This is a genomic window from Streptomyces sp. NPDC002138 (assembly GCF_040296485.1).
Lineage (GTDB): Bacteria > Actinomycetota > Actinomycetes > Streptomycetales > Streptomycetaceae > Streptomyces.
On record NZ_JBEOXE010000025.1, the window covers coordinates 17310 to 42757 of the forward strand.

Sequence of the window (25448 nt, forward strand, 5' to 3'; positions counted from 1 at the left end):
ACCTCGCCCGGCGCGCATCGTATTCGGACAGGCCGTCGAGCTATGGCTCCGGTTCGACGGGGAGCCGGCCGACTCGGTGCACATGTCGGTGTGGCTACCCCCGCGAAGGGGCCCCGATCCGAGGCGCCGTACCGGTTCCGCACCACCGGCTGTGCGTCCCACCACCCGGTAGCGCACGTTCCGTTAATTCCCTTCCCACAGAGTGAAACATTCCCCCGCTCCCCACGCGTCTATGGGGTGAGTCGGAAGCGAGGGGGACGGGGATGGGGCAAGTGCGTAGGGAGGGGTTCCGCGAGTTCGCGGAGGTCCGGGCGGGGAGTCTGTACCGGTCGGCGTGTCTACTGGCGAGCGGGGACACCCACCTCGCCGAGGACCTCGTTCAGGAAACCCTGGGCCGGATGTACCTGATCTGGGGGAGAACCTCCAGTATCGACAATCCGGCCGCGTACGCACAGACGGTGCTGGTGCGGGAGTTCCTCAAACACAAGCGCCGTCGCTCCGCGGGGGAGCGGCCCTTCGCCGTCCTGACCGACACGCGTGGAACGAGCCCGCTCCCGGTCGCCGGGGCCGATCCGGCCCTGCGGCTGACCCTGCTGGAGGCGCTCGGTCACTTGGCCCCCAAGGACCGCGCGGTCCTCGTACTGCGGTACTGGGAGGACCGCAGCGTCGAGGAGACCGCCGAAGCCATGAACGTCACCTCGGCGGCGGTGCGCACGCGCAGTACCCGCGCGCTCGCCCGCCTCCGGGCGGAACTGGGCGGAAGCCTCAGCGTATTCGTGGCCACCTGAGTGCGGGGGAGCCACCCAGCGATGCCCCACTCCTCGTACCCGTCACGTCCGTTGCCGGACCACACCGGCGCGTTTGACCACCACCCCGGAAGGTGATTCGGCATGCCCTTTGAAGACGAGCTCGGCGCAGCCCTGCGGAGCGCCGGCGACGGATTCGCCCCCGGCCGCCCGGACTTGGCGGCCGCCGGCGAGCGGCGAGGCCGCCGACTGCTGGCCCGCCGCCGGGCCTCCATCGTCGGCGGCTCGGCCCTGACCCTGGCCGTCATCGGATCCGTCGGCGCCTACGGGAGCGGCCTGATCGCCGTCGGCACCCCGAACGACAACAGGGCGAACGTCGCCGCCGCTCCCCTCCCCAACACCGAGACGGCCGCAGCCTCCACCCCGACCGCCGGCCAGTCCGGCGGTGGGGTGACCGCGTCCCGACTGATAGAGATCTACCGGCAGTTGCTGACGGGCGGTCGGGTGAGTGACACCGCGGCGACCGTGCCGGGCGGCGCCGATCAGTCGCCCAACGCAGTGGTGACCGGTGTGTACGACGACGGCAAGGGCCGCGCGGCGATCGCCGTCGGCCTCTCCCGCACCGACCCGCACGGGCAGGCGGCCGAGGACATGCTCAAGTGCCCCGACCCCAAGCTGGTCCCGTACGACTCCTGCACCCTCGAGACGCTGCCGGACGGCGGCCGGCTGAACCTCTTCCAGGGCTACGAATACCCGGACAAGCGCGAGCCCACCAAGCTCTGGCGGGCCATCCTGGTCACCCGCGAGGGCTACCAGGTCGACGTGTCCGAGTGGAACGCCCCCGCGGAGAAGGGGCAGCCCGTCACCCGGGCCAACCCGCCGCTGACCAAGGCCCAGTTGAAGGACTTCACCACCTCGGCCCTGTGGCGCCCGGTCCTGAGCCGGTTGCCCGCGCCCCAGCAGGCACCGTCGGGAACGGGCTCCGTCCCCAACCAGGGGACCGCGGCGGCCTCCGGCGGCGCCTCCACCGGCGCGAACACGGGCACGACCGCCGGCTCGGCCCCCGATCAGACCAAGGGCGCGGGGGGCTCCACCACCGGCGCGCCGCAGCCGCCCTCCGGCGGAGCGGCGCAGACGCCCGACCCGGGCGACGCCGGCCGGGGCGACACGGGCGAGGAGGGCGCGGGCCAGGGCCGTACGGTCGCGGTGCTGGAATCCCTGGTGCCGAAGTCCGGCATCAAGGTCCTGCGCAGGGCCGGACAGCCCGGCTTCGGCTCGCTCGTGCTCGATGACGGCAAGGGCGCCTCGCTGGTCCAGGTCAACGTCCAGGAGGACATGGGTGAAGCCCTCAAGGACCGCATGAACGGCGCGGGCGTCGTCGTCCTGCCCGACGGCACCCGGGTGCTGTCGGAGCAGAAGTCCGGAGAGAAGGGCGGCGCGGGCGTCCTCTGGTGGAGCGTCGACACCCTGCGCCCGGACGGTCGCCGTGTGGTCGTGTCGGCCTTCAACACCGGCGACCAGGGGAAGGCGGCCACCCGTGCGAAGCCCATCCTGACGATGGCGCAGCTGAAGGCCATCGCCCTCGACCAGAAGTGGTTCGCCTGACCATCCCTCCGAAGCCCCGCCCGGGCCGGCATCTGCCCCAACAGATCCCGTCCCGGGCGGGCTCCGCCAGGCAATCAAGGAGGCTGCCGGAGGGTCGCCGCCGCCACTTGGCGCAACGACGTCCGGCGCGAGGAGACCGAGCAGGCTCTGCAGGTCGCCCGCCTCCGGCATTCGGCCCGGCTCTCGGCTGCGGAAACGACACCACGCGGTCGGCGCGCGGCGACGTCCGTTCGCGCCTGGTGCGCGATCTGCCGGACTGCGCCGGTGGTCTTGTCGACGGTCGCCGCGCTCTCGTCGTACCCGAGGTCGCCACCGGTACGCCCAGTCGCCCCGGGCCGCCCTCCGTGCCCGCGAACGCGTTCCGCAGCCCGTGCCGGGGGGCGCAGTAGTAGTAGGTCTACGGGTCCTGGTTGCCCGAGCGCAGGAGGATGTCGTTCTGCCGGCTCTTCATGCTGTTGCACTCGTTCCAGTTGGATCCGCTGTCGCCGTTGGCGAAGCTGTGTCAGAGCTGAAGCCGCGCAGGTCGGGGTAGAGGCGCCCGTCGGTGAGTCCGGCGGGGTCGCGGTAGGCCCAGTGCAGCACGGGCGCGGTCTTCCCGACCCCGGCGGGCCCGACGACCAGGCAGAGGGGCGCCTCGCCCGTCGCGGCCCGGGTCAGGGCGGCGAGCTCCGCCGCCCGGCCGTGAAAACCGCGCGGCGCGCGGCAGCAGGTCGGGTGCGCTCGTGTGGAGAGTGGCCTCCGGTACGGCGGCGGGCGGCGGGACGGCCGCCGTGCGGGCGGGTCGGGGCCGGCCCATGCTCGCGGCCTGCTCCAGCTCCCGGGCGTCGTCCGCGTCCAGGCCCAGCGCCTTCGCCAGGGCCTGGACGGTGCGGCGCTGCGGCCCCCGGGAGCGGCCCTGCTCCAGGTAGGGCAGGGTACGTACGCTCACACCAGCCGCGTGCGCCAGATTCTCCTGGCTGCGCCCCGCCCTGCGGCGCAGACCGTGCAGCAGCGTGCCGAAGGAACCGGTGGCCGGTGTACTCGGGGCCATGCTGATGATCTTCCTCTGTTCGACGTGGCCCGCCGAACGCCGAACCCAACCCGCAAAAGTACGCGGTGCGTACTTTCGCGGGCGAAATTGCCGGTTGGCGCACGCCCGGCCGGGTTGGACCGAGGTCTGAGGAAGGAGGCTCCGGCAGCCCCTCCGGGAGTGCCCCGAGCCGCTGACCGTACCTCTTCCGCATGATGTCCGCGACGGCCCGGCCCCCGCTATCGCGACCGCGACGTCGTCCGAACTCGCCTACGAGTCGATCGTGCCGCGCACCCTGCCGACGCAGGTCACCCGCCACGGCCCGGCCACCGGTGGGGGAGGTCCAGGACAACCGAGGAGGGAGGTGTCGGTGGTTTGTCGGCTCTGTCGGTCTCCTGTCGGCGCGGGCTGACACCTTGTGAGGAAGAGCCCCCGGACGATTCGTCCGGCGCGGCATTCGAGGAGGGGATCTCTCATGCACGACGTAGTGATCGTAGGAGCCGGCCCGGTCGGTCTGATCCTCGCTTGCGAGCTCGGCCTCGCGGGTTGCTCGGTACTGGTGCTCGAACGGGAGCCGGAGCTCGGCTCCCCGTTACGGGCGGCCCCGCTCGGGATGAGGGGCCTGTCCGCCGCATCCGTCGAGGCGTTCTACCGGCGCGGCCTGCTGGAACCGCTGCTGGCGGCGTCGGGCCCCCAGGAGATGTGGGCTCCGATCTCAGCAGCGGGTGCGTCCTCCGGGCCCCGGATCGGCGGCCACTTCGCGGGGATGCTCCTCGACGGGGCCCTGATCGACCTCGCCGCCCTTCCGTTCCGGTTGCCCAGCCCGGCGGAGGAATCCGTGCGGACCGACCTCGAAGCGGTCGAGAGGGTGTTGTCCGAGCAGGCGTCCAAGCTGGGGGTGGAGATCAAGCGGGGCGTCACGGTCTCGGCCGTCCTCCAGGGCCCGGAGAGCGTGGTCGCCCGCGCCGGCGAGGACGCGTACGAGGCACGCTGGCTCGTCGGCTGCGACGGCGGACGCAGTGCGGTGCGCAGGCTCACGGGCTTCGAGTTCGTCGGCACCGAGCCGCAGTTCACCGGATACACGATGCGTGCCACCCTCGCCGATCCGGAGCAGCTGGGCCACGGCTTCAACCTGACGCCGACGGGCATGTACCTCCGGCTGCCCGCCCGCGGACACATCGCCATGATGGACTTCGACGGCGGAGCCTTCGACCGCTCGCTGCCGCCGACCCACGAACACCTCCAAGAGGTGCTGCGCCGGGTCTCCGGTACCGACGTGACCATCGCCGAGGTCCACATCGCCTCTTCGTTCACCGACCGGGCGATGCAGGCGACGGCGTATCGGCGGGGGCGCGTCCTGCTCGCGGGCGACGCGGCCCACATCCACTCGCCCCTCGGCGGCCAGGGCCTGAGCACCGGCATCGGCGACGCCGTGAACCTGGGGTGGAAGCTCGCGGCCACCGTGCACGGGTACGCGCCGGGCGGACTCCTCGACACCTACACCGAGGAGCGCCATCCGATCGGCGCCGCGGTCCTGGACTGGACGCGCGCCCAGGTGGCGACCATGCGGCCGGACCCGCACGCCCAGGCCATCCAGGCAGTGGTGCGCGATCTCATCGGAACCCGCGACGGGGCGACCTACGTCTACGAGAAGCTGTCGGGGGCATGGATCCGCTACGACCTCGGCAGCGAGCACCCGCTGGTCGGCCTGAGCGCCCCGGACTACGCCATGGAGGACGGGACCCGGCTCGGCCACCTCATGGCCGGCGGGCGGGGGCTGCTGCTCGACTTCAGCGCCGGGCGGACCCTGCAGGCTCCGGCAGCGGGCTGGGCGGGCCGGCTCCGGTACGCAGCCGGGGCGGCGGAGAACGACCTCGGCGCGGGTGCCGTGCTGGTGCGGCCGGACGGCGTGGTCGCCTGGGCGGGTGACCCGCAGCCTGACCGCGAGGCATTTGAGCGGGCCGCGGGCCGCTGGTTCGGTCCTGCCGCCACGACCGGCGTGCCGTCCGCAACCCACCCCGCGGACGCCACCTCGCGCACGGGTGCCTCAGACCGACGGTGAGCCCTGCCTCCCGGGCCCGGCTGCGGGACGCTGCACCTGGCTGGTCGCGGCGTAACAGGGGCCTGAGGGGCGGGGCGCTAGGGTCTCCCGCCCGCCGCCACCGCGGGCGGGCGGGCCACAGCTGTCAGCGGCGGTGTCGCTGAGGGAGGGCGGAGACAGGGCCACGGTGCTGGCCTTCGGGTGGCCGGCAGGGTGACAGCCCCGCCACAGGTCTCGGCGCCGCGGGCGAAGGCGAGCAGGGCCGCCACACATCCCTCACAAAGCTCCCGGCGTGTCCTGGACTCGTACAGCCTTCACGCTGGACTCGGCCCCAGGCGCGGCCCTCCCCCCCGACGGCTGTCGGCAGCGGGCTGTCGGCCGGTGGCTGGCCGGTGGCTAGTGGCTGAGCGACTTGAGGGCCGCCGCGTCGTACGGCTTCAGCTCGTCGAAGCGGTTGCCGAGGACCTTCGCCGCCCACTGCGGGTCCTGGAGCAGTGCCCGGCCGACGGCGACCATGTCGAACTCGTCGCGTTCCATGCGGTCCAGGAGGTTGTCGATATCGCCGAGCGCCGCGCCCTCACCGGCGAAGGAGCGGATGAAGTCGCCGTCGAGGCCGACCGAGCCGACGGTGATGGTCGGCCGACCGGTGAGCCTCTTGGTCCAGCCGGCCAGGTTCAGGTCCGAGCCCTCGAACTCCGGGAGCCAGTAGCGCCGGGTGGAGGCGTGGAACGCGTCGACGCCCGCCGCCGCCAGCGGGGCCAGGATCGTCTCCAGCTCCTGCGGGGTCTGCGCGAGCCGGGCGTCGTAGGCCTCCTGCTTCCACTGCGAGTAGCGGAAGATCACCGGGAAGTCGGCCGCGACGCGCTCGCGGACCGCCGCCACGATCTCCGCGGCGAACTTCGTACGGGCCACCGCGTCGCCGCCGTACGCGTCGGTGCGGCGGTTGGTCCGCTCCCACAGGAACTGGTCGAGCAAGTAGCCGTGAGCGCCGTGCAGCTCGACGCCGTCGAAACCGATCCGCTCCGCCTCCGCGGCGGCATCGGCGAACGCGCCGATGACGTCGTCGAGGTCGGCGCGGGTCATCGCCTTGCCGGTTCCCTCGGTGCCGTCGACGCGGATGCCGGAGGGGCCGACGGCGGGCGCGGCGGCGTAGGGCTCCTCGCCCTGCTTGCGCACCATGCCGATGTGCCACAGCTGGGGCACGATCGTGCCGCCGACCTCGTGCACGGCCGCGGCGACCTTCGCCCAGCCCGCCAGCTGGTCCTCGCCGTGGAACCGCGGCACCCGGTCGCTCTGCCCGGCGGAGTCGTGGCCGACGTAGGTGCCCTCGGTAACGATCAGGCCCACGCCCGCGGCGGCCCGGCTGGCGTAGTACGCCTGCACGTCCTCGCCGGGCACGCCGCCGGGGGAGAACATCCGCGTCATCGGCGCCATCGCGATGCGGTTGGGAACGGTCAGGCCGTTCAGCGTGATGGGCCGGGACAGGATCTCGGCCGCGCGGGAGGCGGTGGACGTGGTGACGGTCATGCGGGTCCTCCGGGTGAGGCTGTGGCTCGTCGGGGTGCCGGCGAGGAGTGCATCGTACACACGATATGTATCATGCATATTGCAGCGCCCCCGAACCTCGCCCGGAGCCGTCCGCGCGCCACCCCCGTGGAGGTCTGCCGGTACCGGGCATGCGGGCCCTCGGGTCCGCGATAATGGACCGTCGGAAATGGAGCGTCGGAAGGAGCGGGAGGCGCAGTGCTGGAGAAACTGGAGCGGGAGCTGATGCTGCTCTCGCGGCACCAGGTGCTGGCCGGGCGCGACCGCGGCCCCGAACGCCTGGAGCGGTCGGCGTACCTGCTGCTCAGCCGGATCGACACCCAAGGCCCCATGTCCATCGGACAGCTGGCGGAAGCCTTCGGGCTCGACACGTCAACCGTGAACCGTCAGACATCGGCGCTCCTGCGCTGCGGACTCGCCGAACGCGTCCCGGACCCGGACGGCGGCATGGCCCGCAAGCTGCGCATCACTGTCGAAGGCGGGCGCCGCCTCGCCGAAGACCGTGAGGTCAACCAGTCCTGCCTGGCCCGGGTGGTCGCCGACTGGTCCCCCGAGGAGGTACGGGAACTGGCGGACGTCCTGGCCCGGCTCAACCGCAGCGCCGAGGCCCTCGAAGGACGGCACTGGCCGCGCGCGGAGGAGGGCGACATCCACTCCGCATGCCACTCGCCGATCCCGCAGGAGCCCGCGGCCCCCACCTTGTAGGAAAGCCCGCGGCCCCGCCTCGTAGGAGAGCCCGCGGCCCACTCGTGTGGGAACGCCCGCCCTTGGGCCGCCGCCCGGACCCGGCGAGCCGGGCGTACGGTCACCTGGCTCCGTAGCCCCAGATCACCAAGCGGCGCAACAGCCCCCAGCCGTTCTCCCGCGCCTGCTCTGACCGAGCTCCTGAAGCGGGTCGGCCGGGCTCGGGACAGTTCAGTGCCAAGCGGGTGCCGGTGCGGATGCCGGGGCGGTCAGGGCGGCCTTTGCCGCCAGCCGGAGATTCCTGATCATGGGATTCGGGTCGCCCTTGCGGCTGACCAGGACGACCTGGCTCGGAGGAGCGCCCTCGACCGGGACGGTGACGAGATCAGGACGCAGTGAGCTACGCCGATCGCCGACCGGCAGCACGGCGATCGCCCTGCCGCTCGCGACGAGTTCGAGCTTGTCCTCGTAGCTCTCGATCGGCGGGACGCCGGCCCCGAGGATCCGGTAGGACGTCCAGTCCGCTGTCTCGAACGCGCACGGCGCCGCCTCCTCGCCGGCCAGTTCCTCCGCGGTCACCGACGTGCGGTCGGCCAGGGGATGGCCGAGCGGGACCACGAGCATCCGGGGCTCCTCGTACAGCGGGGTGGTGAGCACGTCGTCGGCGGCGAGCGGCAGCGGGGCCCGCGCGATCAGGGCGTCGACGCGGTTGTCGGACAGGGCCCCGATGTCGCGGCAGCTCAGGTAGCGGGTGGCGATCTCGGCGTCCGGGTGACGGCGGCGCAGTTCCCGTACGGCGGCAGTGATCACCAAGTCTTCGACGTAGCCGATGGCGATTCGCTGGGTCTCGGCTTGTTCACACACGGCCAGTTCGGCCTGGCGGGCGGCCTGCAGCAGGGCTTGGGCGAGGGGGAGGAACCTCTGGCCCGCCGGAGTGAGCCGGGCGCCCTTGGGTTCGCGGTCCAGCAGTCGGGCGCCGAGATGCTTCTCGAGCCGTTGGATCTGGCGGCTCAGCGCCGGCTGAGCCACGTGCAGGTCGGCGGCGGCGCGGCCGAAGTGCTGGTGCGCCGCCACCACGGTGAAGTAGCGCACCAGCCGCAGTTCCAGGTCCTGTCCGAGATCATTCATCCTTCCAGCGTAGGCGTCATGCCGTTTCGGAATGATCAGGTTGCCGAACCGGTCTTGGACGACCACGCCGTCCTGGGCTTTGACTGAAGGAGCAAAGTTTCCCGAGGAAAGCGACAGGCGCGATGAAGGCGATCCAGTTCCACGCAGCGGGCGGACCGGAAGTTCTGCAGTACGACGAGGTGCCGATTCCCGAGATCGGCCCGGGCGAGGTGCTGGTCCGTGTGCACGCGGCGGGCATCAACCCGCCGGACTGGTACGTGCGTGAGGGGTTGAAGGTCATGCCGGCCGAGGTGAGGCCGGCGCTGGAGTTCCCCCTGATCCCCGGAACGGACATGTCGGGCGTGGTCCAGGCGGTCGCTCCGGACGTGCTGGGGTTCGCCGTCGGTGACGAGGTCTTCGGCATGCTGCGGTTCCCCGGATTCGACGGCCGGACGTACGCCGAGTACGTGGCCGCGCCCGCTTCGGACCTGGCGCACAAGCCGGCCGCCCTCGACTACGTGCAGGCGGCTGGAGCGCCGATGGCCGTGCTGACGGCCTGGCAGTACCTGGTTGATCTCGGCCACGACGTGCCGTCTCCATTCACCGGCCAGGTGCACCAGCCGGTGCCGATCACGCCAGGGATGACCGTGTTGGTCAACGGGGCCGCCGGTGGAGTGGGCCACTTCGCGGTGCAGCTGGCGAAATGGAAGGGGGCACACGTCATCGCGGTGGCCTCGGGCCGGCACGAGCAGTTCCTGCGCAAGCTCGGCGCCGATGAGTTCATCGACTACACCAGGACGCAGGCGGCGGACGTGGTCAGCGGTGTCGACCTGGTGATCGACGCCGTCGGTGGCCCGGACAGCTCACGCTTTCTGACGGTGCTCAAGCGCGGCGGCACCATGCTTCCGGTGTTCTTCGCCCAGTACGACCCGGCAGAGACGGCGCGTCTGGGCATCACTGTCTCGAACATTCAGGTGCGTTCCCACGGCGCCCAACTCGCCGCGATCGGGCCCCTGTTCGACACGGGCAAGCTCCGGGTCGCGGTGGACAGCACCTATCCGTTGCGCGAGGCGGGCAGCGCACACACGCGAGCTGCGCGGGGTCACCTCCAGGGCAAGATCGTGCTGACGATGGTCTCGTGAGCGCCGGACTCCAGCAGCGCCGGTGGCGAACTGCGCCCACGCACTGGGCGAGCTGAAAGCGCCCGAGCGGGAAGCGCCCCTCCTTCAGTGGCGCGTCGCGCGACGAGCAGGTGCCCATCCAATTGCATGGGAGTCATCCCAGCCGTGCTTTACATGCAGTTGAAGTTAATTGGAGGGCTGTCTATCTTCGAGACCAGAGCGCAAGACGGAACGCACCGCTTGGCTCGACCAGCCCCATCACCCCCTCCTCACACGGGAGTACGACCATGTCCGTATCGCTTCAGACCACTGACGTCGCCTCTTCCGACGCCGATCTGCTCGCCCAGACCGCGATCGCCGTGCGTGCGGCCGGCTCCGCGCTGCTCGAGCGCTTCGGCGATGTCGTCCGCTACCAGACCCGCGAAGAGCTGATGCGCGCGCTCGCCGACAACGACGACACGGCTCTCGACATCCTGCGCCCCCGTCTTACGGGCCTGCGCCCGGACGCCGGTTGGGTGGAGGACGAGCTGGACGGCGGGGCGCTGCCGCCCGGCGAATGGTGGGTCGTGGATCCGGCTGAAGGCAACGTCAACCACCTGCACGCGCTGCCGGATTGGGCGGTGACCGCCACCCTCGTGCGTGAGAACCAGCCGGTACTCACCGCGGTTCACCTGCCGTTGACCGGCGAGACCTACACCGCGCTCGCCGGCGCGGGCGCCCACGTCGACGGCCGACCGCTGCACGTCTCCCGGACCGCGGACCTCGGCCTGAGCATCGTCGCCACCAGCCAGGCCCGGCCGGACGAGGACGAGAAGGTCGTGCGGCGCGTCGGCTCCTCGATCACCGCCATGCTCTTCGACGCGCTCGTCGTGCGCACCGCCGTGCCCGCGACCCTGCACCTGGTGAACGTGGCCGCCGGCCGCATCGACGCCTTCTGGCAGTTCGCCGGCGCCCGCGCGGACCTGCTCCCCGGAGCGCTGCTCGTTACCGAGGCCGGCGGACAGATCTCCGACGCCGAGGGCCGTCCGTGGACCCCGCTGAGCGAGAGCCTCCTTGCCGCCGCGCCCGGCGTCCACGCCGAGGCCGTCGCCACGCTCTCACGCTGACCGCGCCCCACAACCCGCACTCACGAAAAGGACCACATCATCATGACCACGATCGCAGTTCTCGGAAACGGCCGCGTCGGCGGAAATCTGGCCACAGCCCTCACCCGGGCAGGGCATGAGGTGACCGTGGCGGACCGTGCGCCGGGCGCCGCCGCCGACGCGGCCCGGACAGCCCAGGTCGTCATCAACGCCACCCCGGGAGCCGGCTCGCTGGAACGGCTCGCTGTCCTGCGCGAGGAACTGCGCGACAAGATCCTCGTCGACGTCTCCAACGCCACCGTCGACGGACCGGACGGACTGCCTGCCCACCTGATCTACCCCGGCTCAAGCCTCGCCGAGCAACTCCAGGAAGCGCTCCCCGAAACGCGCGTCGTCAAGACGCTCAACACCATGCTCTTCCCGGTGATGACCGCGCCGGCCACGCTCGCCCAGACACCCACCGCGTTCCTCTCCGGCGACGACCCGCAGGCCAAGCAGACCGTCCGTGAACTGCTCATCGACCTCGGCTGGCGCACGGGGTGGCTCACCGATCTCGGCGGGATCCAGACCGCCCGCGCCACGGAGGCCGCGATTCTGTTCGTACCGCACGTGATTCGGTCCAGCGGATTCGCGCCCTTCGCGATCTCGATCGCCCGCTGAACCGCACACAGTGCACCGCCGGGGCGCGCCGTAGCGCAGACGAAGTCCGGCAAGGTGAAGCGACCGCATTCGTTGGCCTCCCATCCATCGCGGCGTCGTTCGAGTCCCCGTACCTACCTGTACGACGCCGACCAACGCCATCCCACAGCGGCCAAGGCCGTCGGCGACGGTTCCCTGTTCGCCGTAAGTCCCGAAACGGCGGCGGCCCAGGTCGCGGCAGAATTCACCGGATGGGCGCCTGAACTCACCGCACTCATCACTGACTGGGAAACCGCCCTTGCCCCGCGCCCGCCCAGCTGTTGGGCCTGCGCCCCCGTGTCGAGTACCTCGTGGCGACCGCGCGGTGGTGCTTGAGGCCATTGATCCCCGCAGCCCCACCAGGCAGTGGTGCCCGCCCGTCGAGGCAGGGGAGGCCGCCGCCTCGGCGGCCGGGACTGGCCTCGGCGCTCCCTGGTGCGAGGGTGCCGTATGGTGGACGGGTTGCCGTGCCGAGGTGTTCGGTGGCAGTGACCGGACTCTCTGTTCCTTCTGTGTGTCGATCTTGAGGTGACTTCTTATCAACCAGGCCATGTAGTCGTCCGTGTTCCCCGCGTGCTGTGGTTGTTCGCACGTGTCCGGGGGCGGACGTCGCGCTGGCCTGAGTTGCGTCACCCTCCCCCTGTGTTCTGTCTTTCCCGGGTGCAGCTCTGCCGTCTGCCCCGGGTTTCGTGTTCTCCGGCCCCGGTGCGGCTGCCGGCAGGGCTCCCCGGTCCTTTGGATCAGGAGTCTTTCCGTCGTGTCTTCCTCCGCGCTCGACAATGAGCCGCAGCACACCATCCCCTCCCCAACCCGCCCCACACCTGGCCTGTCGAAGATGGGTCTGGCTGCCTGGATCGCCCTCTTGGTGCTTCTGGGCGCCGAGCTGATGGACATGATCGACCAATCGGTCGTCCTGACCGCCCTGCCCGCGATCCAGGAGTCGACCGGCGCCGGACCGGACGTGGTGCAGTGGCTGACCACCGGCTATTCACTGCCCATAGCCGTCGGGCTGATCACCGGCGGACGCCTCGGCGACCTCTACGGCCGGCGCAGGATCCTCCTGATGGGCACCGTCGTGTTCACCACGGCCTCGCTGCTGTGCGGCCTCGCTGCCGGGCCCGGCGTGCTGATCGGCGCCCGCGCCCTCCAGGGCGTGGGAGTGGCCCTCATGATCCCGCAGATCCTGGCCACCCTCCACGTCACCTTCGAGGGGCAGAACCGCAGCAAGGTGTTCGGACTGTACGGGGTGGTCATGTCGCTCGCCAATGTCCTGGGCCCGGTGATGGGCGGCCTGCTGACCGAGGCGGACCTGTTCGAGCTGTCCTGGCGGCCGATCTTCCTGGTCAACGTGCCCGTCGGCCTCGCCGTGATCATTCTGGGACGCCGGTTCATCCCCGAGTCGACCGTGAAGAAGGCCGACCGGCTCGACCTGACCGGCATGCTGCTGTCCGCACTGGCCATCGTCCTGATCGTCGTTCCGCTCACCGAGGGGCATCTCCACCGCTGGCCGCTGTGGTGCTTCACCCTGCTCGCCGCGGGCCTCCTCGTCCTCGGTGTCTTCCTGCGCCACCAGCAGCGCAAGCAGGGCAACGCCCCGCTCGTGGCGCTGTCCCTGTTCCGGGGCGGGCGGTTCTCCGGCGGCATGGCCGCGCAGCTGCTGCACGGCCTGCTGTGCGGGCTGTTCTTCATGACCTGGACCCTCTACCTCCAGCGCGGGCTGGGCATGAGTCCCTTCCATGCGGCCTTGGCCTTCGTGCTGCTTTCCCTCGGCGAGCTGGCCGGCGCGACGGTCACGGCGAAGAGCGGCGGGCGTTTCGCCCGACGCCTGCCGCAGGCCGGGGCCCTCGTCACGATCGCCGCGATGGCTGCCTACGGGCTCCAGATCGACGCAGCCCAGGGGGACCTGGCCCTGCTGGGGATGACCGCGCCGGTCGTACTGATCGGGTTCGGCCTCGGTATGGTCGGCGGGCCTCTCGCCGACATGTCGCTGGCCAGGGTCCCGCACGAGGACGCCGGTTCCGCTTCGGGCCTGTTCAACACCGTCATGCACTTGGGCATCGCGCTGGGCACCGCGCTGACCGCCCTCGTGTTCTTCGCCCCCACCAACGGCTCATCCGACGCAGCACTCAACCGCGACGCGTTCCTCACCGTGCTGTGGTGGGTCGCCGGCCTCCTCGTCCTGATGTGGGCCCTGATGTTCTCCCTGCCCCAGCAGACCAACAACCAGGCCGACTGAGCGACGCCCCGGCCCCAGCCGCAACGCTGGCCGGGGCCGGGCCCTTGAGCCAGAGCATCCCGCCCAACCCGCCCAAGATGCCGAACCCGCCCAACCCGCCGAACCCGCGCGCTTCCGCATTCGACGTCCTCCAAGCCGACGGGAGAGGCGGCCGCCCCGAGGCCGAGTGTCCGGAGGCGGTGATGCGGAAGCCGGTACCGGCCCTGTGGACGCGCACCGCGCAGGGCGTCACTGCCGGCGGCCCGCCAGGTAGCGGGAGATGAGCTTGGCGAGTTGGGGGCCGTGTTCGTAGGCGAGGGGTGCCAGGTCGGGTGGCAGGACGAATCCGTGGGGGAGGCGGTCGTACGCGGTGGTCATCTGCTGTCTGTAGGCGTCGGTCAGCTGTTGGGGCCATGTGCCGGTCAGGGGTGGGCGCATGCGGGACTCGGCGGCCAGTGCCTGGTGTTGGAGGGCCGCTTCCTCGATGGCTTCTTCCCGGGTCCAGTCGCTGATGGGCGTGCGCTCGGGCTGCCAGGGCGCGAGCCAGGTGCTCGCGGTGCCGGTCAGGATCGTGTGGGCGAGTTCTTGTGCGATGAGGGGTGAGGCGTGGAGGCCGTCGCGGTGGGTGCCGGTGGCCAGGTACAGGCCGGGGCGGCCGCCCGGTCCGAGGAGGGGATGGCCGTCGAGACCGACGGGCCGGTTGCCGTGGTGGAGACGGTGCAGGCGGGCGGTGGCCAGGCCGTGGTGCAGCTGGCCGAACGCGGCGTCGAGGAGGAAGGGCAGTCCCGCGGCCGGAGGCCGGGCGCCCGGGGTCAGAGCGGGGGAGGCGGAGGCGCCGACGTACCAGGTGCCGTCGGCCTGGGGGACGGCGTGCAGGCCGCACGCGTACGCGCGGTTGGGGGTGCGCAGTACGGCGGGGAGCGGGCCCGGGGCGGTGAGGGAGACGGCGGTGCCCTCCGCACAGACCACCGGCAGGGCGGTGTGGTGGGCATCGAGGCTGTCGTGGAGCGGGGTGGTCCAGGCTCCGGCGGCCAGTACCAGGACGGGCGCGGTCACCGTGGAGGTCCGGGTCCGCAGCGTGTAGCGCGAGCCGGCTGCCTCGAGCCGGCCGGAAGGAGTACGGATGACGCCGGGCAGGGCGGCCAGCGCCGCATCCAGGGTGGCCAGCCAGCGCCGGGCATCGAGATACGCCTCGCGGGGCAGGTGCAGGGCGCGCAGGGGCCGGTCGTTGTCCAAGGGCTGCAGACCGGGAACGGCAGCCGGGTCGATGTCCTCGACGGGCAGCGCGTGTGCGCGGCCCGCCGCGGCGATCGCGGCCAGGGATTGCTCGTCGATTCGGCTGGATACGGCGTTCAGCAGGACGAACGTCCCGTATCCGTAACCGTCCTGGGCAGGCGCCGCGGAGCCCGCCGTCTCCCGTACGGCCGCCCGCCAGGCCGGCCAGCGCCGGGCCGCGTCCACGGCCATCGCCAGGCGCAGCCGCCCGTGCCGACTGCGGACCGAGGCGGCCGTCACCTCACCCAGGACGCCGAGCATCGCCCCCGCCGCACGCGACGCCCCTGCCGCGCGCCGGCCCGCCACGACCACGCGAAGCCGCGGTTCCGCCGCCGCGAGCGCGAACGCGATCGATCGCCCCAGCACCCCGTCACCGACCACCAGTACATCCGCCACAGCCGACCCCACCCCCATACCTCGTACCGCATGCCGCCGTCCCGTCCACCGGCGCTATCCCTGCCCCTCCGCGCGCACCCGACTCGCGCCCGTATGGCGTTGTCCGGTTTCGCCCGGCGGCCCGGACTCCTCGTGTACCAGGAGGGGTCGATGTCCTTGAGCTGCTCGCGCCAGTCCGAAGTCAGCGCCCCTGCCTGCGACTGATCCCTGATGCGGCATCCGGGTGGGAGGGCCACGGGATCGTCAAGGCACCGGTTCCGGTCAACCGTCCGCTCGTTGGATGGGCAATGAAGTCCTCGCTTCCCGGAGGGCCGCTCCGGCTGCGCTCCGCGAGAAGCCCGGCATGAGTTCGAGGTGTGCATGGGATGGATGGGTGGGGTCGTGGCCGGCCGGATCTCTTCGAGGCTCTCCCTCGGACGCACCCGCGAGGGCCGGCCATCGGGTACGCGGCCCACGGCTCTTGCGATCAGCGGACCGGCTGCCACTGACGCCCCGGCGGCCCGACCGGTCACGGCAGGGGTGCGGGCTCTGCCTGGCCGCCGTCGCATCGAGGGGCTGGACGCGTTCCGCGGCTGCCTCGTGGCCCTGCGCATCCTCGTCGGCAGCCAGGTGGCCGGGATCGCGGCGGCTGTGATGACGCACCCGGACGGATTCGGCCTGACCGTTGCCGACCTGGTCTTCCCAGGGTTTCTGTTCATCATGGGCATGGCCATTGCGGTGTCCATGTCCGCCCTTCTCCGGCTGCCGGACGCACACGGACCGGACAGGCGCACCCACATCGTGCGCGTCGTGCGCCGGGCGCTTCTGCTGTACGCGATCGGCATGTTCCTGAACGCGTACCCGTTCCTGCCCGAGATCCTGGAGCACCTGCGGTTCGTCGGAGTGCTCCAGCGCCTGGCCGTCGTGTACCTGGTCGTGTCGCTGCTGTACGTCACGTGCGCTTGGGCGCTGCTGCCCAGCGCGGCGGCCCCGGGCGGCGCGGGCGCGGTGCCCGTCGGGGCGCTCGCGCGCGGCGGCCGGTTCCTGGCCAAAGCGTTCCTGCTGGGCGGGTTCCCGTTGCTGTGCGGCACCCTGTGGATCGTGGCGACGTACTCCTTCCACAGCCCCTGGCCCGAATGCGCGGGCGTACCCGGACTGGTGCCTGCCTGCTCGTTGGAGGCCTATGTCGATACGAACGTGTGGGGTGTGCGGCACAACTACGACGGTGGCGCCTTCGACCCGGAAGGCCTGGTGTCGACGCTGGTGGCGGTGGTCAACTGCTGGGCGGGGCTCGTCGTCGGCATGGACGTCGTCCGGAACAAGGCGCGCTACGGCGCGGTCGGCGGGGTCCGCGGGCGCGCGTCCCTGCTGATCGCCATCGGCACGGTATGTCTCGGGTCCGGCCTCGCGCTGGGCATGGTCATCCCGATCGGCAAGCACTTGTGGACCCCGTCGTACGCCCTGGTGACCGTCGGGATCATGATCGTCGGCTTCGCTCTGGTGCTCCTGGCGTTCGACGGCGGGCTGTGGCCGACGGCCGACGCCTCGGCCGGTGCCTGCGAGAGCGACGCGGGGAGCGCTGCCGACTGCCGGCCGCGACCGGAGCACCGGGGTGTGGGGGGCGCAGTCCGCCGGGGACTGGCCGCGATGGGGGACACACTGGTCGCTCTCGGCCGCAACCCGCTGTTCTTCTACGTCCTGTCCGAACTCGTCGTCACCACGCTGGATTACCTCCCCGTCCGGTACCACGGCAAGGAGGGGTCGCTGTGGACCGCGGGCGCCGAGGTCGGCCTGGCCTCGTGGATGCCCGGACCGCTGGCGAGCATGGTGTGGGCGGTGCTGTGGCTGCTGCTGTTCTACGTGCCGCTCGCGCGGCTGCTCGTGGCGCGCGGGTGGTACATCCGGGTGTGACCAGAGTCGCGGGCGGGGCCCGGCCATCGCCGACGGCAGGCCGGGGCCGGGCCACGTACCGCCGCCTGCCGTCGGGGCACTCCTGGTCCGCCGCGTCGCATCAACGCAGGGCTTCGGGTGCGGTGGCCCGGATGGTGGCGCCCTTGGTCATGAAGTAGAAGTCCTCGTCTTCGATGGCGGCCCGGGTCTGTTCGCCGATGTACAGGTCGAGGTGCTTGGCATCGTCGCAGCCGATGCTGCACAGGTCGTCCACGCGCCATGGTGCGGCTTTCACGCGGGCGCAGACCGGGGCGGAGACGCCGGGGCCGCAGTCGGTGACATGGATCCGGGTGCCCGGCGACAGGTGGTTGGCGGCGACGGACTGCCAGGGCACCAGGGTGTTCTCGTGGGAGCCCACCGGGGGAGTGCCGGTGGCGAAGTAGCAGTGCCGGTCGAAGTCCCAGCCGAGGTAGTCCCCGCGGGAGGTCTTGCCGAAGCCCTCCAGGCCGACGCGTTCCAGGTAGTCGGCGGGGAAGCCGTCCGGCAGGTGCTGGCCGGCGCAGGCCTGACCACGAATGCTGCGCCGGAGGCCGTGGTAGTGGGCCTTGCTGGGAGTGAAGTAGACGGTGAGGGTGTATCCCCCCTGAGGGGCGGTTTCCGTCCGTGGCATGTCGATGGTGTTCAGCCGGTGGTGCAGCCGAAGTCCGGCGTAACAGAGAGCGGCGACGGCCAGCAGGGCGCACGCCGCGAGCACCAGGATCCTGCCCCGCGCGGCGCGCGGGCGAGGTCCGGGTGGCGCGGGCGCGGTGGGCGGGGTCGTGTCCAGGTGCGCGGCCATGGATGGGATCTACTCCGTGCGGGTCGCGGGGGCGGGGGCGCGGCACGCGCCGTACCGGAGTACGGCAGTGCCGTCACCGATGAAGGTCCGGCTGGGCGGTCTTCCGGGCGCTCGTGGACCTCCTCGGCCACCGAGCGGCCTTGGTCCTGCCTGCCGTCACCCTGGCATGATCATTCGTACCGTCGGGCTTCAGAACGCGTCGGGGCGCCGAAGTCGCCCCGTTCGAGCGCATCCAACGTCAAGCGTTCGAGCGCACCCACCGTCAAGCCGCGTGCGCATCAGACGTCAAGCCGCGTGCGCGCCACTCGCTCCTGCGGGGGAACGCCCGCGCGCCGTGGTGAAAACCCGTAGACGATCTTCCTAGCATCCAGTGACGTGATCAACGACCTCCTCAGCCCACCGCACCCCAGGCCCTCCCCGCCGGTGTTCGACGATCCGCGCGGCCACCGCCGCAAGGTCCTGACCGCCGCGGGAGCCCTCGCATGCCTCCTGTGCGTGTGCGTGCTCGCGGTGCTCGGCGGCGTGCTGTACGCCGAACCGAACGCACCGGCGACCAGCCCGGCCGAGGCCACCCACACGACACCCCGGCGATGAGGGCGATCTCGCCCCGCGGGCACTGGTGGGTCCTGGCCGCTGTCCTCGCGGTCTTCGTGTCGGCCCTCTTCGTGGCGACCTCGGTCCTGCGCGGCGTCGCCGCACCGGCCACTACCCGGGAACAGCAGCCGGACGGCTTCGTGCCTCGTTCCGTGTCCGGCGGCGGCCCCGTCGTCGACACCCGGAACGGCCCCCCGATCAGCCTCGACGTCCGCCCGGGTACGGTCGCGCTCACCTTCGACGACGGCCCGGACCCGGCCTGGACGCCCCAGATCCTCCGTGTGCTGGCCGCCAAGCGGGTACCAGCGACGTTCTTCGTCGTCGGCCGGCACGTGGCCGAACACCCCGAGCTGGTCCGGGCGCAGATCGCCGAGGGACACGAAGTCGGCCTGCACACCTTCACCCACGCCGATCTGGCCACCGCGCCCGTGTGGCAGCTGCGGCTGGAGCTCGCCGCCAGTCGTGCGGCCCTGGCCGGAGCCACGGGAACCAGTACGACCCTTCTGCGGCCGCCCTACTCCTCCATGCCCGACGCGGTCGACAACCGCGACTGGCGCGCCTCCCTGCGTACCGGCGCCCTCGGCTACCTGACCGTTCTGTCCACCCACGACGGTCTCGACTGGGAGGTACGTGACGCGGAGGACATCGTGCGCGGTGCCGCACCGCGGGACGGACGGGGGGCGGTCGTCCTCCTCCACGACGGCGGCGGCGACCGCTCGCGGACCGTCGCGGCGCTCGGGCAGCTCATCGACGGCCTCAAGGCGCGCGGATACCGCTTCACCACCCTGACCGAGTCGGTCAGCCTGCCACCCCAGACGGCGCCGGTCACACCCCTCGACCGCTGGTACGGCGCCGCCCTCATCAGTCTGATCCAGGCAGCCGGCGTGGTACCCCCCGCTGCCGCCGGACTGCTGTACGCGGTGGCCCTGCTCACCACCGCCCGGCTGCTCCTCCTCGCCGCGGCCGCAGCCGCACACCGAAGGCGCACCGACAAGACACCGGCCCGTACCCCCTCCCCGCCCAGGGTCTCCGCCGTGGTCCCCGCCCACAACGAGGAGGCGACCATCGCCTCCTGCGTGCGCGCCCTGCTCGACGGAGGCTGCCCCGGCATCGACGTCGTCGTGGTCGACGACGGCTCCACCGACGGCACCGCGGCGGCGGCCCGTTCCGTGACGGACCCCCGGGTTCGCGTCGTGACCCAGGCAAACCAGGGCAAGCCCGCCGCCCTCAACGCGGGCGTCGCGCACGCCGAGCACGATGTGATCCTGATGGTCGACGCGGACACCGTCATCGCCCCGGGCGCGGTGGCCCGCCTCGCGGCCGCCATGTCCGACCCGTCGGTCGGCGCGGTGGCCGGGAACACGAAGGTCGCGAACCGCAAAGGCCTGCTGCCCCTGTGGCAACACCTCGAATACGTCATGAGCTTCGGCCTGGAACGCCGCCTCTTCGACCTCGCCGGCGCCAGTCCGACCGTCCCCGGAGCGATCGGGGCCTTCCGGCGCTCGGCCCTTGCCTCCTGCGGCGGCATCAGCGCCGACACCCTCGCCGAGGACACCGACATCGCCATGGCCCTGTGCCGGGCGGGCTGGCGCGTCGTCTACCGAAGCGACGCGCACGCCCACACCCACGTCCCCACGACCGTCCGGGGCCTCTGGCACCAGCGTCACCGCTGGGCCTACGGCACCCTGCAGTCCCTCTGGAAACACCGTCGCGCGGTCAGGGAGACCGGCACCGCCGGCCACCTCGGCCGCCGTACCCTTCCCTACCTGCTGCTGTTCCAGCTCGCCCTGCCGCTCGCAGCGCCCCTCATGGACGCCGCAGCCCTTTACGGACTCGCCTCCGGAACCACACCCGTGCCGGCCATCACCTGGGCCGTTTTCAGCCTCGCCCAACTCGGCCTCGCCGGCTACGCCCTGCGCAGCGACGGCGAAAGCCTGCGCCCTCTGTGGCTCGTCCCGCTCCAGCAGAGCCTCTACCGCACCGCGCTGTGTCTGGTCACCATCCACGCTCTGACCTCCGCGGCACTCGGAGCCAGCCCTCGCTGGCGGGACCCCTCGGACACCCCTACGGAGGTACGGGCCCAACCCGTGGCGGCGTAACAGCCCCTCCCCGACGAGGGCGAGATCACCCCTCTCCTGCTGGAGCTCCGGCAGCGGTTCCCGGCCCTATCGGCCCCCACGAGCGCCGCGGCTCTACGCTCGCGGCGCGGCGAGGGCGGTCGGCACCGCGCAGGGGGTAGGTCAGGTGGTGGTCTGCCGGATGAGGTGGTTGACGACGTCGTGGTGGCGGTGGCGGTGGCTGTGGCTGTGGCGGTGGCGGTGGCGGGCGGTGTGGACGGATGTGAGGTCATCGGGGGCCAAGGCCGGCAGGGCGGTGTTCCAGAGCTCGTCGAGGTGGCGGGTGGCGGGCTGGAGCCGGCCGGTGGTCAGGTTGATGCTCTGGCCGCGGGTGCCGTCGCGGGCGGCGCGCCAGTACGCGGCTCGCAGCATCTCCGCCTGCGGCCGGGGCGCGGACCGTCCGTCGTGCACGGCGGTGAGGGCTGTGGCGGCGAGGCCTTTGACGGCGACGGCCAGGAGGAGAGTGTCGTCGGGGGTGGGGCGGCGTCGGCGACACGCAGGCATGCCCACACGGTCTGTTCGTGGTCCAGGGCACGGAAGGTGGCCAGGCTCTGGGCGCAGCGGGCTCCCGCCGACAAGGGTGGGGGAGTGTGCTGGCCCAGGACGGGTGTGCCGCTGGAGATGATGCGCAGGCTCAGGCGGGCGGCGGCGCGTGCGACGGCATGGCGGGCGTGGCGCAGGTCCTCGCCGAGGGCGAGGCTGGGGTGCGGGTGGGTGCGGACCTCGACCTCTCGACCCCCTGCTGTCTGTCCACCGGCGTCCACCTCGCCATGTACAGCGCCACCCTCACCGCCGCCTGCCTGGCAAGCACCCTGGCCGGCGACACGACCGAGGAACACGCCCACCGCTTCTACCAGGGCGCCTACCGGCATGCCTACGAACGCCCCGCCCCGGTCACAGAGAGCACGGACTGGGAGGCCACGGCACCAGCGACATGCTGCCCCTGCCCACCCGCCCCGACCAGCCCACCGTCGGCCTCTACCTCGACCTTCACCCCCACCCCCGCCTGCACCACGCTCCCTGACCGCCCCGCCCGGTAAGCCCGTTCCAGGGCCCCGGGCGCTCCGGCCGCTGTCCACCCCGGTCACGGTGGCCTCGGCGGAGGCGGCCGTGCCCGGACACCGGCTGTATGGCGGGGCCCTGGAAGGCCGATACCGGTCAGCTGGGTCCCGGCGAAGGGCTCCGATCCGGGCGAGGCCGCAAGTCACCCCGAGCGTGCGGGTGAGGTGCAGGGTTGATCAGGCGACGGCGAGGGAGATCTCGGTGGCCTTGATCAGGGCAACGACGGAAGAACCGGCGGTCAGGCCGAGGTCCTTGACGGCGTCGGCAGTGATGGCCGCGGTCAGGCCGCCACCGGCGATGTCGACCTTGACGGAGGCCATGGCCGGGCCGACGGCGACGTCTACGACGGTGCCGGCGATCTGGTTGCGGATGGAGACACCGGTGACGGCAGCGGTGGCCAGCGAGACCTCGGTGGCCTTCACGAGGGCCTTGACTGCGGAGCCCTCGGCGATGCCGAGGTCCTTGACAGCGTCGGTGGTGATCGCGGCGGTGATGTCCTGACCACCCTCCAGGCGCACCTTGACCGAGGACATGGCCTCGCCGGCGGTAACAGCGGTGACGGTGCCGGCGATCTGGTTGCGGATGGACAGGCTCATGGAACAACGCCCCTTTGGATGGAAAATCGGAATCGGTCGCCGCCTGAGGGTTCCCCTTGCGGCACTTCCGAATCTACGTCAGTGAATTCCAGCCCCGGTAAACGAACCGCATCTGCGAGGCGAAAGCCCCAGCTAGCAGGAGCAGATGAGAAGGGGCCGTGCGACCCGACTATTTCGGCACTTTCAGTCGTCCGGCCCTATGCTTCAGGCTGAATGTGCTGGGCAATATCAGCAATGTGGGTGGCAGCTAAAAGCTGAAAGTGAAGCAAGGCCTGCAGATGCTGCCCGTTGTTCTCCGTAAGCGGTCCTGATGTCCTCGCCGCTCCCGGTCGTCCGAACCGGCGGTCGCGGACGCGGGCGTGCTGACGATACGAGGCTCGTCCAGGGCGTGGAGCGCCGCGCTCCGCTGAGTGCCCGGCAGGACCGACCAAACCGCACCGAGGTGCCTGACGTGACTGCGACGTAAATACGGGTTATGGCCTCATGAGGCGCTTTGATCTACTGCCGTGGATGTGTGTCGGTGAGGGTGGGGGCGGTCCAGTGATCAATGCGTGGGATAGAGAGCACAGTGAGTTTGAAGAGCAGTCCTGGCCGTCGCAGCTGTGGAGCCGGCGCCTCGTCAGGGCAGCTGGCGGAAATCGGGCTTGGTGCTGCTACGCGCTGGCCGCTCGGCGTGGGCGGCAGTGCTGTCGCTCTGGGGGCAGCACTGGTGGTCGGCGTGAGTCGGCGGGGCGGGATGCCTTGGGCCGCGCCGAGGTGTGGTCCGGGCCGGGATGGTGGCGAGGGTTATGGCGTGGTCGCGGTAGCCCGAGGTGTCGGGTTGGACCGTGGCGATGTGCGGTGGGGTAGTTGGGCGCATGCGCTGAAGGCAGGAGTTGTGAGCGGGACACCCACGATCACTACTGTACGTTGATGACTTGTTGCAGTACGCAGTCTCTTTGGGGGGTTCGTGGACACCACGGCGGCCCGGCAGCACATCTTCCGCATGCTCGATGTGGATGGCGATGGCGTGATTTCTCGTCAGGAATACCTCGCGCGCCCAGCTTTGGCGGTCGGCCAGCGCGGCGGTGGCTTTCGGGGCCCTGGACACCGATGGGGACGGGCGCATCGGCCGCGATGAGTACCTTGCCTCGATCCGCGCGTACGTCAGCGGTGGCACATCGCGCATGTACGACGCGCTGGCCGCAACCGGCTGACGGCGATCGCACGTCCGAGCCACCGCTCTACCGAACCCCTTCCTCGGTAACCCCCGGACCAAGCTAGGAGGCTCGACGTCGAGCGAATGTCGGGTGCAGGAACGGCCCCCGGCCGGGGGAGACGGTCAGGGGTCGTTCGTTGTTTCCGGGTGCGTCGGCGGGCGGGGTGCCGCGCGGATGCGGTGTGCGGGGTGGGCCGCGATGCTGGAGGGGACGAAACGCATCGGAAGGAGCATTCATGTCCATGATGGATAAGCTCAAGGAAATGCTGAAGGGCCACGAGAAGCAGGCCGGCCAGGGAGTCGACAAGGCCGGTGACTACGTCGACAGCAAGACCCAAGGCAAGTACGCCAGCCAGGTCGACGTGGCCCAGGAGAAGATCAAGGACCAGCTGGGACGCCCCGAAGGGGAAGGCGGGTCGCCGCAGCCGTAGTGCGGGGCGGGTGGGCCCCAGGCCGCCCCCTTCGCCGGAGCACTGCCGGCCGTTCCGCTCGGGCCCGTTGGGCCTGATGAGCAGGACCTGTCTCCGCTCTGCACCGTGCATGGCAGGCGGGCGGCCCTGGGCTGGAGGGCCTGCGGCACGGTTGGTGACCGACTGCTGAGGCCTCCGGCCGCGTCGACGAGACGGGCTTCTCGTGCGGCCGTTGCAGGCGTGGCTCCTCACTCGCTACGGCTTTCGACTCTGCACGTGTACGAGGAGGGAAAGTCCTGGCTGACGGCAACGAGACGTCGAGGGGCGACGGCGAGCGGGAATGCCAGTGCGGTCCGGGCTGCTACTGCGGCTGTCAGCAGGGCGGACCTTGTCAGTGCCAGGGTGGGCCCGGGTAAACGCTCAGGGTCCGGCAGTCGCCCATCCGTCATCAGGGCGCGGCGGGCAGGCCGTTGGCCTGCCCGCCGCGCCTTGGCGATCGGCCGGTATGCCAGTCAGTGGACGACAAGGGTGAACGGGGCGCGGGAGCCGTCGCCCTGGCGTGCTGTATCGGTTGGATTGACTCGACGCGAGATTTAGGTAAGCCTTACCTCGCTTTTATGTGGGTCCCGTGGAAGGCCCGCATCTGCACACTCCCTCGGAGCTCCTCTCATGCTGTCCCCTGCCGCCGCCGCCCCGGTCAGACCGGCCCTGCGCCCCGTCCGCCTGTACGACTCGTGGTGGACCGTGGCTGCTGCCGGCCTGGGGGCGATGGCCGTGCTGACGGCGGGGCTGTGGTTCTCCCTCCACATACGCACGGACGAGTCGCTTCACACGGCAGCCCTCTTCGTGCACCTCGCCTCGCTGGTGCTCGGCTTCGGCGCGGTGCTCTCCGCCGACTACTACGGCCTGCTGTGGGCCACCGGGCGCGCCCCGCTCGCTGAGGTCGTCGCCGCCACGTCCCGGCTCCACGTGCCGATCTGGGCCGGCCTCGGTGGACTGGTCGTCAGCGGGCTCATGCTCCACCCGGACCTGCACTCCCTGCTGACCCAGGTGAAGATCGGGCTGGTGGGCCTGCTCACGCTCAACGGCCTCCAGGCGGGCCTCCTCGGCCGCCGCCTCTCCGAGGCCGCCGGGCCGATCGGCCGCGGGGTGATGGTCTGGGGCGGCGCCACGGCGCTCCTGTCGCAGGTCTGCTGGTGGGGCGCGGTAGGGATCGGCTTCCTGAACACCAACCGCTGAGCCACCCGCGCTGCACGA

Annotated in this window: 22 protein-coding genes and 1 pseudogene; 16 read left to right on the forward strand and 7 right to left on the reverse strand. The window is 71.4% G+C overall.

The features are described from left to right. Window positions 1-263 precede the first annotated feature (263 nt). Together ABT084_RS18160 and ABT084_RS18165 are read left to right on the forward strand one after the other, a co-directional pair. Window positions 264-788, forward strand: a complete 525-nt coding sequence (locus tag ABT084_RS18160) for a SigE family RNA polymerase sigma factor (RefSeq protein ID WP_351044553.1) — start codon at window positions 264-266, stop codon at window positions 786-788. Window positions 789-890: 102 nt separating this feature from the next. After that, window positions 891-2351: a hypothetical protein gene (locus tag ABT084_RS18165; RefSeq protein WP_351044556.1), complete on the forward strand. Its 1461-nt coding sequence runs from the start codon at window positions 891-893 to the stop codon at window positions 2349-2351. Window positions 2352-2853: 502 nt separating this feature from the next. On the opposite strand, the gene ABT084_RS38035 is transcribed toward ABT084_RS18165, so the two are convergent. Further along, window positions 2854-3381, reverse strand: a complete 528-nt coding sequence (locus ABT084_RS38035; RefSeq protein WP_502968967.1) for a helix-turn-helix transcriptional regulator — start codon at window positions 3379-3381, stop codon at window positions 2854-2856. Between the two features lie 454 nt (window positions 3382-3835). Between ABT084_RS38035 and ABT084_RS18185 the strand changes: the two genes are divergently transcribed. Further along, window positions 3836-5422, forward strand: a complete 1587-nt coding sequence (locus ABT084_RS18185) for an FAD-dependent monooxygenase (RefSeq protein WP_351044559.1) — start codon at window positions 3836-3838, stop codon at window positions 5420-5422. 375 nt (window positions 5423-5797) lie between these two features. Here ABT084_RS18185 and ABT084_RS18190 read toward each other — a convergent pair whose 3' ends face one another. Further along, window positions 5798-6928 carry an NADH:flavin oxidoreductase gene (locus tag ABT084_RS18190; RefSeq protein ID WP_351044561.1) on the reverse strand — a complete coding sequence of 377 codons (1131 nt, stop codon included), beginning with the start codon at window positions 6926-6928 and terminating at the stop codon, window positions 5798-5800. Between the two features lie 243 nt (window positions 6929-7171). Between ABT084_RS18190 and ABT084_RS18195 the strand changes: the two genes are divergently transcribed. Beyond that, window positions 7172-7651: a MarR family winged helix-turn-helix transcriptional regulator gene (locus ABT084_RS18195; RefSeq protein WP_351044760.1), complete on the forward strand. Its 480-nt coding sequence runs from the start codon at window positions 7172-7174 to the stop codon at window positions 7649-7651. A 210-nt stretch (window positions 7652-7861) separates the two neighbouring features. Here ABT084_RS18195 and ABT084_RS18200 read toward each other — a convergent pair whose 3' ends face one another. Then, entirely contained in the window at window positions 7862-8758 is an 897-nt protein-coding gene (locus tag ABT084_RS18200) for a LysR family transcriptional regulator (RefSeq protein ID WP_351044564.1), read from the reverse strand. Window positions 8759-8880: 122 nt separating this feature from the next. On the opposite strand from ABT084_RS18200, the gene ABT084_RS18205 reads away from it, so the two are divergent. From ABT084_RS18205 to ABT084_RS18225, 5 genes and pseudogenes are all read left to right on the forward strand, one after another. Continuing rightward, complete coding sequence (locus tag ABT084_RS18205; protein ID WP_351044567.1) at window positions 8881-9879, forward strand: NADP-dependent oxidoreductase; 999 nt, start codon at window positions 8881-8883, stop codon at window positions 9877-9879. 266 nt (window positions 9880-10145) lie between these two features. Next, window positions 10146-10964 carry an inositol monophosphatase family protein gene (locus tag ABT084_RS18210; RefSeq protein WP_351044570.1) on the forward strand — a complete coding sequence of 273 codons (819 nt, stop codon included), beginning with the start codon at window positions 10146-10148 and terminating at the stop codon, window positions 10962-10964. A gap of 42 nt (window positions 10965-11006) precedes the next feature. Then, window positions 11007-11603 carry an NADPH-dependent F420 reductase gene (locus ABT084_RS18215; RefSeq protein WP_351044573.1) on the forward strand — a complete coding sequence of 199 codons (597 nt, stop codon included), beginning with the start codon at window positions 11007-11009 and terminating at the stop codon, window positions 11601-11603. 111 nt (window positions 11604-11714) lie between these two features. Continuing rightward, window positions 11715-11894 (forward strand): annotated as a pseudogene (locus ABT084_RS18220) (FAD-dependent monooxygenase); the annotation flags it as partial. Window positions 11895-12456: 562 nt separating this feature from the next. Then, on the forward strand, window positions 12457-13857 hold the full coding sequence (locus tag ABT084_RS18225; protein WP_351044575.1) for an MFS transporter: 1401 nt from the start codon (window positions 12457-12459) through the stop codon (window positions 13855-13857). A 228-nt stretch (window positions 13858-14085) separates the two neighbouring features. Here ABT084_RS18225 and ABT084_RS18230 read toward each other — a convergent pair whose 3' ends face one another. After that, window positions 14086-15507, reverse strand: coding sequence for an NAD(P)/FAD-dependent oxidoreductase (locus ABT084_RS18230; RefSeq protein WP_351044577.1), 1422 nt, complete (start codon window positions 15505-15507; stop codon window positions 14086-14088). A gap of 519 nt (window positions 15508-16026) precedes the next feature. Between ABT084_RS18230 and ABT084_RS18235 the strand changes: the two genes are divergently transcribed. Further along, complete coding sequence (locus tag ABT084_RS18235; protein ID WP_351044580.1) at window positions 16027-17397, forward strand: acyltransferase family protein; 1371 nt, start codon at window positions 16027-16029, stop codon at window positions 17395-17397. A gap of 100 nt (window positions 17398-17497) precedes the next feature. Here ABT084_RS18235 and ABT084_RS18240 read toward each other — a convergent pair whose 3' ends face one another. Beyond that, complete coding sequence (locus ABT084_RS18240; protein WP_351044582.1) at window positions 17498-18214, reverse strand: hypothetical protein; 717 nt, start codon at window positions 18212-18214, stop codon at window positions 17498-17500. Between the two features lie 375 nt (window positions 18215-18589). Between ABT084_RS18240 and ABT084_RS18245 the strand changes: the two genes are divergently transcribed. Both ABT084_RS18245 and ABT084_RS18250 read left to right on the forward strand, forming a co-directional pair. Then, the gene (locus ABT084_RS18245) at window positions 18590-18808 is read left to right on the forward strand and encodes a hypothetical protein (protein ID WP_351044585.1); all 219 of its coding nucleotides are present in this window, start codon (window positions 18590-18592) and stop codon (window positions 18806-18808) included. Next, window positions 18805-20907 carry a bifunctional polysaccharide deacetylase/glycosyltransferase family 2 protein gene (locus ABT084_RS18250; RefSeq protein WP_351044587.1) on the forward strand — a complete coding sequence of 701 codons (2103 nt, stop codon included), beginning with the start codon at window positions 18805-18807 and terminating at the stop codon, window positions 20905-20907. The genes ABT084_RS18245 and ABT084_RS18250 overlap by 4 nt, the downstream gene beginning before the upstream one ends. A gap of 141 nt (window positions 20908-21048) precedes the next feature. Here ABT084_RS18250 and ABT084_RS18255 read toward each other — a convergent pair whose 3' ends face one another. Then, window positions 21049-21429 carry a glutamate-cysteine ligase family protein gene (locus ABT084_RS18255; protein ID WP_351044590.1) on the reverse strand — a complete coding sequence of 127 codons (381 nt, stop codon included), beginning with the start codon at window positions 21427-21429 and terminating at the stop codon, window positions 21049-21051. 86 nt (window positions 21430-21515) lie between these two features. On the opposite strand from ABT084_RS18255, the gene ABT084_RS18260 reads away from it, so the two are divergent. Continuing rightward, window positions 21516-21965, forward strand: coding sequence for a hypothetical protein (locus ABT084_RS18260; protein WP_351044593.1), 450 nt, complete (start codon window positions 21516-21518; stop codon window positions 21963-21965). Between the two features lie 198 nt (window positions 21966-22163). Here ABT084_RS18260 and ABT084_RS18265 read toward each other — a convergent pair whose 3' ends face one another. Continuing rightward, a complete protein-coding gene (locus ABT084_RS18265) occupies window positions 22164-22583 on the reverse strand; it encodes a TOBE domain-containing protein (protein WP_351044596.1) in 420 nt (139 codons plus the stop codon). Between the two features lie 985 nt (window positions 22584-23568). Between ABT084_RS18265 and ABT084_RS18270 the strand changes: the two genes are divergently transcribed. The 3 genes from ABT084_RS18270 to ABT084_RS18280 all read left to right on the forward strand — a co-directional run bounded on the left by ABT084_RS18270 (window position 23569) and on the right by ABT084_RS18280 (window position 25430). Then, complete coding sequence (locus ABT084_RS18270) at window positions 23569-23703, forward strand: EF-hand domain-containing protein (protein WP_351044763.1); 135 nt, start codon at window positions 23569-23571, stop codon at window positions 23701-23703. A 314-nt stretch (window positions 23704-24017) separates the two neighbouring features. Beyond that, window positions 24018-24212 (forward strand): antitoxin, encoded by a 195-nt coding sequence (locus tag ABT084_RS18275; protein ID WP_351044599.1) that lies wholly within the window; start codon window positions 24018-24020, stop codon window positions 24210-24212. A 648-nt stretch (window positions 24213-24860) separates the two neighbouring features. After that, window positions 24861-25430 carry a hypothetical protein gene (locus tag ABT084_RS18280; RefSeq protein ID WP_351044602.1) on the forward strand — a complete coding sequence of 190 codons (570 nt, stop codon included), beginning with the start codon at window positions 24861-24863 and terminating at the stop codon, window positions 25428-25430. Window positions 25431-25448: the final 18 nt, after the last annotated feature.

Bases quoted from the DNA above. Each gene is read 5' to 3' on its own strand.
- ABT084_RS18210 (WP_351044570.1), top strand. From the start codon at position 10,146: ATGTCCGTATCGCTTCAGACCACTGACGTCGCCTCTTCCGACGCCGAT.
- ABT084_RS18225 (WP_351044575.1), top strand. From the start codon at position 12,457: ATGGGTCTGGCTGCCTGGATCGCCCTCTTGGTGCTTCTGGGCGCCGAG.
- ABT084_RS18190 (WP_351044561.1), bottom strand. From the start codon at position 6,928: ATGACCGTCACCACGTCCACCGCCTCCCGCGCGGCCGAGATCCTGTCC.
- ABT084_RS18250 (WP_351044587.1), top strand. From the start codon at position 18,805: ATGAGGGCGATCTCGCCCCGCGGGCACTGGTGGGTCCTGGCCGCTGTC.
- ABT084_RS18165 (WP_351044556.1), top strand. From the start codon at position 891: ATGCCCTTTGAAGACGAGCTCGGCGCAGCCCTGCGGAGCGCCGGCGAC.
- ABT084_RS18160 (WP_351044553.1), top strand. From the start codon at position 264: ATGGGGCAAGTGCGTAGGGAGGGGTTCCGCGAGTTCGCGGAGGTCCGG.
- ABT084_RS18240 (WP_351044582.1), bottom strand. From the start codon at position 18,214: ATGGCCGCGCACCTGGACACGACCCCGCCCACCGCGCCCGCGCCACCC.
- ABT084_RS18200 (WP_351044564.1), bottom strand. From the start codon at position 8,758: ATGAATGATCTCGGACAGGACCTGGAACTGCGGCTGGTGCGCTACTTC.
- ABT084_RS18195 (WP_351044760.1), top strand. From the start codon at position 7,172: ATGCTGCTCTCGCGGCACCAGGTGCTGGCCGGGCGCGACCGCGGCCCC.
- ABT084_RS18185 (WP_351044559.1), top strand. From the start codon at position 3,836: ATGCACGACGTAGTGATCGTAGGAGCCGGCCCGGTCGGTCTGATCCTC.
- ABT084_RS18270 (WP_351044763.1), top strand. From the start codon at position 23,569: ATGCTCGATGTGGATGGCGATGGCGTGATTTCTCGTCAGGAATACCTC.
- ABT084_RS18215 (WP_351044573.1), top strand. From the start codon at position 11,007: ATGACCACGATCGCAGTTCTCGGAAACGGCCGCGTCGGCGGAAATCTG.
- ABT084_RS18255 (WP_351044590.1), bottom strand. From the start codon at position 21,429: ATGCCTGCGTGTCGCCGACGCCGCCCCACCCCCGACGACACTCTCCTC.
- ABT084_RS18275 (WP_351044599.1), top strand. From the start codon at position 24,018: ATGTCCATGATGGATAAGCTCAAGGAAATGCTGAAGGGCCACGAGAAG.
- ABT084_RS18280 (WP_351044602.1), top strand. From the start codon at position 24,861: ATGCTGTCCCCTGCCGCCGCCGCCCCGGTCAGACCGGCCCTGCGCCCC.
- ABT084_RS38035 (WP_502968967.1), bottom strand. From the start codon at position 3,381: ATGGCCCCGAGTACACCGGCCACCGGTTCCTTCGGCACGCTGCTGCAC.
- ABT084_RS18265 (WP_351044596.1), bottom strand. From the start codon at position 22,583: ATGAGCCTGTCCATCCGCAACCAGATCGCCGGCACCGTCACCGCTGTT.
- ABT084_RS18205 (WP_351044567.1), top strand. From the start codon at position 8,881: ATGAAGGCGATCCAGTTCCACGCAGCGGGCGGACCGGAAGTTCTGCAG.